Source organism: Streptomyces sp. NPDC096013 (genome assembly GCF_044763565.1).
In the GTDB taxonomy this organism is placed as follows: Bacteria; Actinomycetota; Actinomycetes; order Streptomycetales; family Streptomycetaceae; genus Streptomyces.
In genome coordinates, this window is the sequence record NZ_JBIWGK010000007.1 from 80,434 (window position 1) to 93,357 (window position 12,924).

Genomic DNA, 12,924 nt, shown 5'->3' on the forward strand with positions numbered 1-12,924 from the left:
TCTGCGCGTCTAGGCGTCCCTGCGGACCCATCTACCCGCAGACCCACCTCCACGCGGACCTACCTCCCCGCGGACCCACCTCCACGCGAACCCACCCCTACGTGGACCTGCCGAACCCGATCGTCGGCACCGCCCGACGCAGTGGCCACGGGCTGCCGCCGTCCGGCTCCTCCTCCGGTACCAGTCCGGCTAGGAAGGCGTACCGGTCGAGGGCGGTCGGGTCCTGGCCCGCGACGGAGTGGACCTTGCGCCACCAGGCGCCGATCTCGGACCAGCCCGGTGCGGACAGGGAGCCGCCGAACTCCTGGACGGAGAGGGCGGCGGTGAGACCGGCGAAGGCGAGCCGGTCGGCGAGCGGCCAGCCGGCCAGGGTGCCGGTGACGAAACCGGCCACGAAGACGTCACCCGCGCCGGTGGGGTCCAGGGCCTCCACGGCGATCGCCGGGACCTCGGCGGACTCCCCCGTGCGACGGTCCACGGCGTACGCGCCGTCCGCGCCGAGGGTGACCACGGCGAGCGGTACGTGTTCGGTGAGCGCGTGGGCGGCGGCGCGGGGGCAGTCGGCGCCGGTGTAGCGCATGGCCTCCTCGGCGTTCGGCAGGAACGCCTCGCAGTGCGCGAGGTCGGGGAGCCCGGCGAGGTCCCAGGCGCCGGTGTCGTCCCAGCCGACGTCGGCGAAGATCCGGGTGCCCTCGCTCGCGGCCTGCGCGACCCAGGGTGCCTGCTTGCCGGGGGTGAGGGAGGCGACGGCGGCACGCGCGCGTGGCGGGCGGTCGGGGGCGCCGCCCTGCCCGAACACGACCTCGGGGGGCGGCTCGTGACCGTGCGACACCATCGTGCGTTCGCCCTCGTACGCCATCGACACGGTGACCGGTGAGTGCCAGCCGGGGACTGTGCGGGAGGCGGAGAGGTCGATGCCCTCGCCCTGCGCGAGCGCGTCCCAGCAGTACTCGCCGTAGTGGTCGTCGCCGAAGGCCGCGGCGAGGGAGGTGCGCAGGCCGAGCCGGGCCAGCGCGGTGGCCATGTTCGCGACGCCGCCGGGGCTCGACCCCATCCCCCGCGCCCAGGACTCGGTGCCGCGCACCGGCGCGGACTCGAGCCCGGTGAAGATGATGTCGAGGAAGACGGTGCCGGTGAGGTACACGTCCCAGGGCGGGTCACCCGCCGCGCGCAGCCCGGCCAGGGGGTCGACCTCGGTGGCCCGGCAGGACGGCCCTGCGCTGCCGGAGGTGGACGCGTTGGACGCGGTCACGGTGCGCTCCCTGACGTGATACGGATCAGGCCAGTGTGCACCACCCCGCACCCGTGACGCCGACTCCCGCTCCGGGACCACCCGTCGCACCGCTTCCGGCCGTCCGCAGGTCCGGGCGCTACGGCGGCTGCCGCGCCCGGTGCCGGTCCGTCCGCGGGAGCGGCAGGGCGCGTCCGGATCCGGCCGCGCCCGGCGTCGTCGCGGGCCTCTACCAGCGTGGCATGGAGGGTGTGACCCACTCCGGGTCGGTGATCCGCATCGCCGCCGCGTCGTCGCGTTCGCGCAGCGTGCCGTCGTCGTCGAGCCAGCGCCGGTGCAGGAACTCCAGCCTGGCGCGGTCGAGTTCGACGCCGAGGCCGGGTGCGTCGGAGACGGTGACCTTGGCGTCGGTGAAGGTGAGGCGTTCGGTGAGGACGTCCTCCGACTGCCAGGGGTAGTGGGAGTCGCAGGCGTGGTGGAGGTTGGGGACGGTCGACGCGACGTGGGTCATCGCGGCGAGGCTGATGCCGAGGTGGGTGTTGGAGTGCATGGAGATACCGACGCCGAACGTACGGCAGATGGCGGCCAGTTGCTGGGTGTTGCGCAGTCCGCCCCAGTAGTGGTGGTCGGAGAGCACCACCTGCACGGCGTCCTTGGTGAACGCCTCCTCGATCTCCGCGAACGTCGTCACGCACATGTTGGTGGCGAGCGGCACGTCGGTCCCGGCGGACACCTCAGCCATGGCTCGGGTGCCGAGCGCCGGGTCCTCCAGGTACTCGAGGACGTCCCCGAGTTCCTTCGCGACCTTCAGCGAAGTCTCCACGGACCAGGCGCCGTTGGGGTCGAGGCGGAGAGGGTGGCCGGGGAAGGCCTCGGCCAGCGCCCGTACGGCGGCGATCTCCTCGTCCGGCGGGAAGACACCGCCCTTGAGCTTGAAGGAGGTGAAGCCGTACCGCTCCTTGAACTTCCGGGCCTGCTCGACGACTCCGGCCGGGTCGATCGCGGCACCCCAGTCGTCCTTCTCGCCCACCACGCCCTCGGGGTGGTGGGCCCACTTGTAGAACAGGTACGCGCTGTACTCGACCGCGTCCCTCACCTTGCCCCCGAGCAGGGCGTGCACGGGCAGTCCGAGGGCCTTGCCGAGGGCGTCGAGACAGGCGACCTCGAAGGCGGAGACGACGGACAGGCGCAGTTTGTCGGCGGTCTGGACCCCGCGCAGCCCGCCCACGTCGACCTGCCCGGAGACCCGTGAACTGTCCACGGCCAGCTCGTCGGCGACCGTGAACAGGCCGTTCAGATCGGTGACTTGACGGCCGGTCAGCTTCTCGGCGAAGGGCCGGGCCAGCTCCAGGTACTTGGTGTCGCCGTAGGTCTCGCCGAGGCCGGTGACGCCGTCGGCGGTCTCGATCTCGACGATCAGGCGCGGGGTGTAGGGCTGGTGGACGCCCTGGGTGTTCAGCAGGGGCGGGTCGGCGACCAGGATGGGGGTCAGCCGGACGTCGGCGATGGTGAGGTTCACAGCGCGGCTCCTACGAGGTCGAGTCCGGTGGTGAGCAGGACGGTGAGGTCGGCCAGGTCGCCGGCCGAGGGGTCGGTGAGCGGGGCGCGCACGGGTCCGACCGGGCGGCCGCGCAGCCGGGCCGCCGCCTTGACCAGGGAGACGGCGTATCCCGGTACGCGGTCGCGGAGTTCGACGAGCGGGACGTAGAAGTCGCGCAGCAGCCGCTCGATGGTCTTGTCGTCGCCGTCCCGCAGGGCGGCGAAGAAGGCGTTGGCGATCTCGGGGGCGAAGGCGTGGACGGCGGAGGAGTAGGCGGGGACGCCGACGGTGGCGTAGGCGCGGGCCTGGATCTCGGCGGTGGAGGCGCCGTTGAAGAAGAGGAAGCCCTCGGGGGCGGCGAGGGTGAGGCGTTGCAGGCGGTCGAGGTCGCTGTGGCCGTCCTTGAGGCCGATGACGCCGGGGATCGCCGCGATCCGCCTCAACGAGCTTGCCGTGAAGGCGACTTGGCCGCGCTGGTAGGCGATGAGCGGGAGCCGGGTACGGGCGGCGAGCTGTTCCAGCTGGGCCACCAGGCCGTCCTGCGGGGCGGCGACGAGGTAGTGCGGCAGGACGAGGAGCGCGTCGGCGCCGGCCTCCTCGGCGATACGGGCGAAACGGGCGGCCTGCGCCCAGCCGTAGCCGACACCCGCGACGACGGGGACGCGGCCGGCCGCCTCCTCGACGGCGAGGGTGACGACCGTGCGGTACTCGTCCTCGTCCAGCGAGAAGAACTCGCCGGTGCCGCAGGCGGGGAACACGGCGCCGGGGGCGGTGGCGATCTGGGCCGCGACATGGGTGCGGAAGCCGGCGGGGTCGAGGGAGCCGTCGTCGTGGAAGGAGGTGAGCGGGAAGGAGAGGACGCCGCCCGCCATCCCGTCCCGGAGCCTGCGCACCACGGTCTCCGTGTCGGCGTTCACTGCCATCTCCCTATGTAGACGTTATCCACGTATGCAAACCGAGATTAGATACGCGAACCGCGACCGTCAATGGGGCCTGCCGGGGAGCACCGGCGGGGCCGCCCGGTCCCGGTCCGCTCTCGCTACCATCGGCGCATGTCAGAGCCCGGTGGCGTCCGTGAGGTGAAGTCGGCCGCCCGCACGGTCGAGCTGCTCGAACTGCTCGCCGCGCGCGGCGACCGTCCCGCACGGCTCCAGGAACTCGCCGACGAGCTGGGCGTGCCGCGCAGCTCCATGTACGCCCTCCTCCAGACCCTGATCGCGCGCGGCTGGGTCCGTACGGACATCACCGGGTCGCTCTACGGCATCGGCATCCACGCGCTGCTCACGGGCACGAACTATCTGGACTCCGACCCTCGCGTGCGGACCGTGCGGCCGTATCTCGACGAGGCGTCCGAGGCGCTCGGCGAGACGATCCACCTGGGGCGGCTGGACGGCTGGGACGTGGCGTATCTGGCGACCCGGGAGTCGCACGAGTACCTGCGGACCATCAGCCGTGTGGGGCGTCGGCTGCCGGCCCATGTCGGCGCCCTGGGCAAGGCGTTGCTCGCGGAGCGGCCGGACGGGGAGTTGCCGGACGGGCCGTACGAGGCGGCCACGCCCCACACCCACACCGATCGGGCGTCCTTGCTCGCCGATCTCGCGGCCGTCCGCGCCCGAGGCTATTCGGTCGACCGGGAGGAGGGCGTGCTCGGGATCGTGGGGTTCGGGTTCGCGCTGCGGTACGACAGTCCGGCGCTGGACGCGATCAGCTGCTCGGTGCCGGTGGCCCGGCTGACGGCGGGGCGTGAGGGGCGGATCGTGACGGTGATGCGGGAGATCAGGGCGAAGATCGAGGCGGCGCCGCCCACCACCGGTGGAGCTGTGCGCTGGCGTTAGCGTGCGCGCCTCCGGGTGAGACCCGGCTGACAAGTGAACGCCGTTAGAAAATTGAGCCGCGCTTCTGCCCCACGTTCGTCACCCCAAACGCGACGTGCCCCAGATCACACCCCCCGCCCTTCTTCGGCGAACCACGTGCTTGATACAAATTGCCCGCGCGTTCCTGTCTGTCGACGGTCGTCGCCCAATCCCCCTTTTGAGCCGCTTCTTTCGCATGCCCTGGGAACGCCCGTGTTCGCCCGCACCACCACGCCCTGGCCCCTCGTCGCCCTTTTCACGGCCGGGTACCTCGCCCCCTACCTCCTCCCCACCACCGTCGGCAGGCTCGACTCGGGGCTGCCGCTCTCCGCCACCCAGGCCGGCGCCGTCGGCAGCGCGCTGCTGCTGAGTTCGGCGGCGGCGGGGTTCCTCCTCGCCTCGCGGGTCGACCGCGTCGGGCCGCGCACGCTCGCGCGGATCGGTCTCGTCCTCGCCGTGCTGGGCTACGGCTCGGCCGCCCTCACCCACGCCGTCCCCGCGGTCATCGCGGGCGCGGTGATCGGCGGGTTCGGATCGGGTACGGCCACCACGGTCGCCGCGTCCGGCATCGCCGCCGAACGGGACCCCCACCGCGCGTCCACGCTGGGCCTGTTGTGCGTGTCCGCGCTGGCGGGAGCCGTCTACCTCACCGTCCCGCACCTCGGCCCCGGCCACGGCCAACCGCTCGCCGCGATCGCCCTCACCGCACTCGCCGTATGGCCCCTGACCGGCCGCCTCCCGGTCCGTACGGCGACGGAGCACACGCGCGTGGAGACCGCGGGACTCCCCCACCGCCGCGCCGGACTCGTCCTCGCCGGCACCCTGCTGTGCTGGTCCCTCGCCCAGAACTCCCTCTGGGGCGTCAGCGGCCGCATCGGCATCCACCAGGCACACCTCTCCGAGGTCACCGTCGGCGCGGTCTTCGCGATCGCGCTCGGCACGGGTCTGGTCGGCGTGATCGGCGCGGGCGCGCTCGGCTCCCGGCTGGGGCGCGCGGTACCGATCGGCGCGGGCACGGCGCTCATCGCGGGCTGCATCGTGCTCAGCGCGTCCGCACACGACCTGCGGACGTTCGCGACCGGCGAGATCGCCTGGAACACCCTCTACCCGATCGTCCTGTCCTACGTCCTCGGCCTCGCCGCCTCCCTTGACCCGCGCGGGCGTTGGGCCGTCCTCGTCGGCTCGGCCTCGTCCCTCGGCACGGCGGCGGGCCCCCTCGCGGGCAGCGTGCTGTCGGCGGGTGCCGGGTTCCCCGCGATGGGCGCGATCCTCGCGACCGGGCTGGCAGTGATCGCCGTACCGATGACCGCGGTCGCCCTCCACACCGGCGGCAGGCTGCTGGTGCCGGGCACGGTGCGGCGGCGCGGGGGCACCCCGGCCGCCGTGGTCGCCGCGTCGGCCGGCTCACCCCGCGGCACGGTCCCGCCGATCGGCGCCCCCGAACAGCCGGTCGTCGAGATCCCGCTGGACACCCCGGCCGTCCCGGCCCAGGACGACTACCACACGGCGGGACCCCGGCAGACGGCCGCGGCCACCGGCGGCTGAGCAGTACATCGAGACAGGCCCAGGCCCAAACCCCCCAGGGGCGCGGGGAACTGCGCGACCAGCCCCCCACCGGCCCGCAGGTCACCGACTACCTACGCGAACTCGTACGCCTCCACCTCGGCCAGATAACGACCCCGCCGCTCCTCGTCGTCCTCCAAGAAGGACGCCACGAAGGAGTTCCGGGCCAGCTCACGCACCCGCTCCTCGGTCAGGCCGAGCGCCGAGCGGACCGCGTCGAAGTTGTCGCCCGCGTACCCGCCGAAGTACGCCGGGTCGTCGGAGTTGACCGTGCAGAGCAGGCCCGCTTCCATCATCGCCGGGAGCGGGTGCTCGGCGAGGACGTCCACCGCGCGCAGCCGGACGTTCGAGAGGGGGCAGAGGGTGAGCGGGACGCGGTCCCGGACCAGCCTCGCCACCAGCTCCGCGTCCTCCATGCAGCGCAGGCCGTGGTCGACGCGCTCGACGCCGAGGACGTCCAGCGCCTCGGTGATGTAGGCCGGCGGGCCCTCCTCACCGGCGTGCGCGACCCGTCGTAGACCCAGCGCGGCGGCGGCCTCGTAGACCTCGCGGAACTTCGCCGGCGGGTGGCCGACCTCGGCCGAGTCGAGGCCGATGCCGGTGATCCGGTCGAGGTAGGGTCCGGCGGCGTCCAGGGTCGCCATCGCCGAGTCGGCGGACTCGTCGCGCAGGAAGCACAGGATGAGCCGGGTCGAGATGCCGTGGTTGGTCTCGCTGCTGCCCAGGGCCCGCCACAGGCCCTCCACCACCGTGCCCATGTCCACGCCCCGCGCGATGTGCGCCTGCGGGTCGAAGAAGATCTCCGCGTGCCGTACGCCCTGCTCGGCGGCGCGGGCGAGATAGGCGTTCGCGAGGTCCTCGAAGTCCCGCTCGGTGCGCAGGACGGCCATCAGCTCGTAGTAGAGGTTCAGGAAGGTCTGGAGGTCGTCGAAGAGGTACGCCTTGCGGAGTTCCTCCGTGTCCGCGTACGGCAGCTCGACGCCGTTGCGGGCCGCGAGCGCGAAGGCCAGCTCGGGTTCCAGGGTGCCTTCGATGTGCAGGTGCAGTTCGGCTTTGGGAATGGGCATCGAAGTATCGTACGGGTGTTTTATCGCCGTTTCGGAACCGGCACCCGGAGCAGATCGTGCGCCACGGTCAGCTCCCCCTCGAACCCCGCCGCCCGCGCCTGCCGCTCGAACTCCTCCGGCTCGGAGTAGCGCTGGCTGAAGTGGGTGAGGACGAGATGCCGTACGCCTGCCTCCCGTGCCACCCCCGCCGCCTGGCCTGCGGTCAAGTGGCCATGGTCCGCGGCCAGTTGCTCGTCCTCGTCCAGGAACGTCGACTCGATCGCCAGGAGGTCGCAGCCCTCCGCGAGGGCGTGCACTCCGTCACAGAGCCGGGTGTCCATGATGAACGCGAAACGCTGGCCCCGGCGCACCTCGCTGACGTCGTCGAGGGCCACCTCGCCGATCGACCCCTCGCGCTGGATGCGGCCCACGTCCGGGCCCTTGATGCCGTGCGCGGCGAGGCGGTCGGGGAGCATGCGGCGGCCGTCGGGTTCGGTGAGGCGGTAGCCGTAGGACTCGACGGGGTGGGAGAGCCTGTGGGTCCCCAGGGTGTAGGCCGGTGTGGCGGCGATCGTGCCGTCCTCCGACACCGGGGACTCCGTGATGCCCACCGTCTCGCGGTACGCCGTCGCGTAGCGCAGGCGGTCGAAGAAGCGCTGCCCGGACTTCGGGTAGTGCGCGGTGACCGGGTGCGGGACGCGGTCCAGGTTGATGCGCTGGACGACACCCGCGAGGCCGAGGGAGTGGTCGCCGTGGAAGTGGGTGACGCAGATCCGGTTCAGGTCGTGCGCGGCCACCCCGGCGCGCAGCATCTGGCGCTGGGTGCCCTCGCCGGGGTCGAAGAGGATGCCCTCGCCGTCCCAGCGGAGGAGGTAGCCGTTGTGGTTGCGGTGGCGGGTGGGGACCTGGCTCGCCGTGCCCAGGATCACCAGTTCACGTACGGACACGGCTAGCTATCCGGGCGGCCACTGCATGCCACGGCCGCCCATGACGTGGGCGTGGGCGTGGAACACGGTCTGGCCCGCGCCGCTGCCGGTGTTGAAGATCACGCGGTAGCTGTCGAGCTTCTCGTCCGCCGCCACCTCGCCCGCCTCGCGCAGGACGTCCGCGGCGACCGCGGGGTCGGCCGCGGCGAGGGAGGCGGCGTCGGGGTAGTGGACCCTCGGGATCACCAGGACGTGGGTCGGCGCCTGGGGGTTGATGTCCCGGAACGCGACGGTGGTGGGTGTCTCTCGGATGATCGTCGCGGGGATGTGGCCTGCGACGATCTTGCAGAACAGGCAGTCGTCCTGCGGGTCCCCTGACATGTGCGTTCCCCTCCGGGGGTCGAGCGGCGATTTACGGTGGGCATCGTATCGTCGTTGAGTGCCGCGCCCCTTAAGTCGGCAAGCCTGGAGGGGTTTTCGCGGGAACGGTCTCCAGTTTCTCCAGTGCCAGGCGGATCGCCTCGTCCAGTTGGGTGTCCCTGCCCGCCGCGTAGTCCTGGGGCCGCTGGACCACCTCCACGTCCGGATCGACGCCGTGGTTCTCGACGCCCCAGCCGTAACCCTCCAGCCAGAACGCGTACTTGGGCTGGGTGATCAGGGTGCCGTCGACCAGGCGGTACCTGCTGTCGATGCCGATGACACCGCCCCAGGTGCGGGTGCCGACGACCGGGCCGATTCCCAGGGCCTTGATCGCCGCGTTGACGATGTCGCCGTCGGAGCCGGAGAACTCGTTGGCCACGGCCACCACGGGCCCGCGCGGGGCGTCCTCGGGGTAGCTGTAGGGGCGCATGCCTCGGGGGAGGTCCCAGCCGACGATACGGCGGGCGAGTTTCTCGATGACCAGCTGGGAGGTGTGGCCGCCGCGGTTCTCCCGGACGTCGACCACCAGGCCCTCGCGGGCCACCTCGACGCGCAGGTCGCGGTGGATCTGGGCCCAGCCGGGGGCCTGCATGTCGGGGACGTGGAGGTAGCCGAGGCGCCCGCCGGACTTCTCGTGGACGTAGGCGCGGCGGTCGGCTACCCAGGCGTGGTAGTAGAGGGGTTCCTCGTCCGCGAGGGGCACGACGATCGCGTGGCGCGGGTCGCCGCCGGCGGCCGGGGAGATCGTCAGCTCGATGGGTTTGCCCGCCGTGCCGACGAGGAGAGGGGCCGGTCCGGTCACCGGGTCCACGGGCCGGCCCGCCACCGCGAGGATCGCGTCTCCCGTGCGGACCGCCACGCCGGGGGCGGCCAGGGGGGCGCGGGCGTGCGGGTCGGAGGTCTCCGAGGGGAGGATGCGGTCGATGCGCCAACTGCCGTCCTCGTGACGGGAGATGTCGGCGCCGAGGAGACCCTGGCGTTCGCCGTGGCCGTGGCCGCCGCGTGGGGTGACGTAGGCGTGCGAGGTGCCCAGTTCGCCGTGCACCTCCCAGAGCAGGTCGACGAGGTCGTCGTGGGTGGCCACGCGGTCCAGGACGGGGCGGTAGCGGTCGAGGACCGCGTCCCAGTCGACGCCGCTCATGTCCTCGCGCCAGAAGTTGTCGCGCATGATGCGGCCGGTCTCGTCGTACATCTGGCGCCACTCGGCGGCCGGGTCGACGGTCTGGCGGATGCGGGACAGGTCGACGTTGATGTTCGTGTCGCTGTCGTCGTCGTCCGAGCCGGAGGCGCGGCGGTCGCTCGGGACGACCCGGAGTTTGTGGTCCGTCCACAGCAGGACGCGTTTGCCGTCGCCGCTGACCTCGAAGTGGTCGGCGTCCCCCGCGAGGTGCTCGATGCGCTGCTGGGCGAGGTCGTAGCGCTCCAACTCCGTTTTGGGGTCCGGGTCCTCGGGGGTCGCGCGGGTGGCGCCGAGGACGCCGAGGACCGGGTGGCGCAGCCACAGGACGCCGTCCTTGGCGGTGCGCAGGTTGGAGTAGCGGCCGGCCTCGACCGGGAAGGCGACGATGCGGTCGGCGAGGCCTTCGAGGTCGATCCGGGTGGTGGGGCGGCCCTCGCTGTCGGGGGTCTCGTCCTTGTCGGGGTTCTCGAAGGGGCGGCCGTGGCGCTGCGGTCCGAAGGGGGACGGGGTCGTCGCGGCGAGGGTGATGAGGTGCGGGCGGTCGCCGACCACGAAGGCCAGGTCGAAGACGTGCTCGTCGTAGACCGGGTCGAAGGAGCGGGTGGAGAGGAAGACCAGGTGCTTGCCGTCGAGGGTGAAGGCGGGGGCGTAGTCCTGGAAGCGGAGGGGGGTGGCCTCGGTGACCGACAGGTCCGTGGTGTTGGCCAGCTTGAGCTGGCGGAGGGGGCGCGGGCCCGGGTGCGACCAGGCGAGCCAGGCCGAGTCCGGGGAGAAGGCCAGGCCCGAGGCGTCGCCGTCCTCGCTGCGGTCGACCTCGCGGACCTCGCCGGTCTCGCGCTCGACGAGGAGGACGCGGCCGTCGTGCGACGCCACGGCGACCCGGCTGCCGTCGGGGGCCACGGTGAGGGCGAGGACGCGGCCGAGCTGTCCCGCGGCGAGTCTGCGCGGGGTGGCGCCGGGGGCGAGGCCGGTGGCGGGGGCGAACTCCAGGGCGTCGTCGCCCTCGGCGTCCGTCACCCACACCACCCACTCCTCGCCGTCCGTGCGGAAGGTGCGGGGCAGCCGGGCGCGGACGCCGGGGGTGGCGGTGAGTGCGCGGGCGGGGCCCGAGCGGTGGGTGACCCAGTGGACGGCGCCGCGTACGGCGACCGCGCTGCCGCGCGCGGTGTGGTCGGGGGACGCGGACCCGAACCAGCGGGCGGCGGCCACCGGGTACGGCTGCTGGTCGGTGCGCTGGCCGCCGAGGCGGATGTCGAGGCGGCGCGGTTCGGCGCCGTCCAGGTCGTCCAGGATCCAGAGTTCACCGGCGGAGGAGTAGACGATCCGGGTGCCGTCGCCGGACGCGTGCCGGGCGTAGAAGCTGCCCTCGACGGGGGTGTGGCGGCGGAGGTCGGAGCCGTCGGCGAGGGAGGAGTAGAGCGCGCCGGTGCCCTCGTGGTCGGAGAGGAACGCGATCCGCTCCCCCGCCCAGACCGGGTATTCGAGGTTGCCGTCCAACTCCTCGTGCAGGCGCGTGAATTCGCCGTCGCCCTCGCGGTCGATCCACAGCTTGCCCGCGGTGCCGCCCCGGTAGCGCTTCCACCACGCCGCCTCGCGGCCCATCGGCGCGGAGAGGAGGACCGTGCCCCGCGGGCCGTCGGCGACGTCGCCGACCCAGCCGTACGGGAGGGTCGTCGCCGGTCCGCCGTCGAGCGGGACCGAACGGGCCCAGCTGCGGCGGAGGTTGGCCTGGCCGTGGGTGGTGGTCACCAGGACCTCGCCGTCGGCGGTCCAGCCGCGCACCTGGGTGCGTGAACTGCCCCAGTAGGTCAGGCGCCTGGCGGGTCCGCCGTCGACCGGGGCGATGTGCACCTCGGGGGCGCCGTCGCGGGTGGAGGTCCAGGCGACGGTGGTGCCGTCGGGCGAGATGCGGGGGTGGGTCACCGGTACGTTCTCCGCGCTGACCCGCCAGGCCCGGCCGCCGCCGTCGAGGGACGCCAGCCACACGTCGTCCTCGGCGGTGAAGGCGACCAACTCGCCGTGCAGGTGCGGGAAGCGGAGATAGGCCGGGGCTGCGGACGCTGAGGGCTGAGTCACCTGATCAGGTTATGCACCGACGGTATCCGCCGACAGCCCTTTGGATCACTTGCCCTCGACGGGCCAGCAGGTCGGGTCGCCCTTGCACCAGATCGTCTTGGTGACCGTGACGGTCGGTCCGGGGCCGTAGGTCAGCGTCGGATTGGGGTTGTTCACGGACGACGGCGTCGCCGCGTTGCAGTCGCCGAGCCCGGTCACGTGGAACACCTGTCTGCCGGCGACCTTGCCGACCAGATCGCCGCGCACACAGGCGCCGTCGACGGCCCGGGTGACCTTGCCGGTGACGGTGATGCCGCGGTTGTCGTCGGTCTGTCCCTGGCAGTCGACGCTGACGACCGTGGTCTCGGTCGGCGAGGGCGTCCTGCCGGGCGTGTAGACCTTGTTGCCGCTGCCGTAGTTGCCGGTGCAGGTCAGATAGCGCACGCTCACGTGGTCGCGCTTCAGCTCCGCGGTCGCCGTCTTGTCGGTCGTGTACGCGACGGTCGCCGCGCTGAGATCACCGGGCTGGCACGCCACGGCCCCGCCCACGGTCACCACCGCGAGCCCCGCCACAGCGGCGACCCGCCGCCCGCGCGGCCGACTCCATTTCCGTCTCGACACCCCCATGGACGGCAGCCTGCCACCGTCGGGGCGCACACGGAAGAGCGCATACGGCCACGCGTGCGCCGGGGGCGCGGTCTCCCGGCGCACCCTCCTCAGCCGCGCAGCAGCAGCCACTCCTGAAGCTCCACCACATTGCCCTCGGGGTCCTTGAGATGCGCGACCCGCATCCGGTCCGTCATCGGCGCGGGCCCGTGCCACAACTCGGCGCCCCGGGCGGTGATCTGCGCGCAGTACCCGTCCAGGTCGTCCACCCGCAGCACCACCAGCGAGCGGTGCCCGGTCGCCACGTCCCCCAGCTCTCCCAGGACTTGGGCCATCATCGACCGGTCCTGGAGCGCGATCCCGGCGGACCCGGTCGCGGGGCTGAACTTCTCGTACGGTCCGTCGGCCGCCTCCGACTGGGGCTTCAGGCCGAGGACGTCGGCGTAGAAGCGGTAGCAGGCGGCGAAGTCGGTGACGAGCAGCCGTACCTGGGCGAGTTCCACG

Annotated in this window: 11 protein-coding genes; 2 read left to right on the top strand and 9 right to left on the bottom strand. The window is 72.7% G+C overall.

Features of this window, described 5'->3' with window-relative positions; translation table 11 throughout:
• Positions 1–97: 97 nt before the first annotated feature.
• The 3 genes from ACIRB1_RS23930 to ACIRB1_RS23940 all read right to left on the bottom strand — a co-directional run bounded on the left by ACIRB1_RS23930 (position 98) and on the right by ACIRB1_RS23940 (position 3,643).
• Positions 98–1,252 carry a carbohydrate kinase family protein gene (locus ACIRB1_RS23930; RefSeq protein WP_403466898.1) on the bottom strand — a complete coding sequence of 385 codons (1,155 nt, stop codon included), beginning with the start codon at positions 1,250–1,252 and terminating at the stop codon, positions 98–100.
• Positions 1,253–1,460: 208 nt separating this feature from the next.
• Positions 1,461–2,750 carry a glucarate dehydratase family protein gene (locus tag ACIRB1_RS23935; protein WP_403466899.1) on the bottom strand — a complete coding sequence of 430 codons (1,290 nt, stop codon included), beginning with the start codon at positions 2,748–2,750 and terminating at the stop codon, positions 1,461–1,463.
• The gene (locus ACIRB1_RS23940; RefSeq protein ID WP_403467144.1) at positions 2,747–3,643 is read right to left on the bottom strand and encodes a 5-dehydro-4-deoxyglucarate dehydratase; all 897 of its coding nucleotides are present in this window, start codon (positions 3,641–3,643) and stop codon (positions 2,747–2,749) included. Before ACIRB1_RS23940 ends, ACIRB1_RS23935 begins: the two co-directional genes overlap by 4 nt.
• Before the next feature lie 180 nt (positions 3,644–3,823).
• On the opposite strand from ACIRB1_RS23940, the gene ACIRB1_RS23945 reads away from it, so the two are divergent.
• Together ACIRB1_RS23945 and ACIRB1_RS23950 are read left to right on the top strand one after the other, a co-directional pair.
• Positions 3,824–4,606 carry an IclR family transcriptional regulator gene (locus ACIRB1_RS23945; protein ID WP_403466900.1) on the top strand — a complete coding sequence of 261 codons (783 nt, stop codon included), beginning with the start codon at positions 3,824–3,826 and terminating at the stop codon, positions 4,604–4,606.
• Positions 4,607–4,837: 231 nt separating this feature from the next.
• Positions 4,838–6,169 carry an MFS transporter gene (locus ACIRB1_RS23950; RefSeq protein ID WP_403466901.1) on the top strand — a complete coding sequence of 444 codons (1,332 nt, stop codon included), beginning with the start codon at positions 4,838–4,840 and terminating at the stop codon, positions 6,167–6,169.
• A gap of 92 nt (positions 6,170–6,261) precedes the next feature.
• On the opposite strand, the gene ACIRB1_RS23955 is transcribed toward ACIRB1_RS23950, so the two are convergent.
• The 6 genes from ACIRB1_RS23955 to ACIRB1_RS23980 form a co-directional block, all read right to left on the bottom strand.
• Entirely contained in the window at positions 6,262–7,254 is a 993-nt protein-coding gene (locus ACIRB1_RS23955) for an adenosine deaminase (RefSeq protein WP_403466902.1), read from the bottom strand.
• Between the two features lie 20 nt (positions 7,255–7,274).
• Positions 7,275–8,180 (bottom strand): ribonuclease Z, encoded by a 906-nt coding sequence (locus tag ACIRB1_RS23960; RefSeq protein WP_352182670.1) that lies wholly within the window; start codon positions 8,178–8,180, stop codon positions 7,275–7,277.
• A 6-nt stretch (positions 8,181–8,186) separates the two neighbouring features.
• Positions 8,187–8,540 carry an HIT domain-containing protein gene (locus ACIRB1_RS23965; protein WP_352182669.1) on the bottom strand — a complete coding sequence of 118 codons (354 nt, stop codon included), beginning with the start codon at positions 8,538–8,540 and terminating at the stop codon, positions 8,187–8,189.
• 70 nt (positions 8,541–8,610) lie between these two features.
• A complete protein-coding gene (locus tag ACIRB1_RS23970) occupies positions 8,611–11,835 on the bottom strand; it encodes a S41 family peptidase (protein ID WP_403466903.1) in 3,225 nt (1,074 codons plus the stop codon).
• Between the two features lie 45 nt (positions 11,836–11,880).
• The gene (locus ACIRB1_RS23975) at positions 11,881–12,441 is read right to left on the bottom strand and encodes a hypothetical protein (protein WP_403466904.1); all 561 of its coding nucleotides are present in this window, start codon (positions 12,439–12,441) and stop codon (positions 11,881–11,883) included.
• An 89-nt stretch (positions 12,442–12,530) separates the two neighbouring features.
• Positions 12,531–12,923, bottom strand: a complete 393-nt coding sequence (locus tag ACIRB1_RS23980) for a VOC family protein (RefSeq protein WP_403466906.1) — start codon at positions 12,921–12,923, stop codon at positions 12,531–12,533.
• Position 12,924 lies beyond the last annotated feature (1 nt).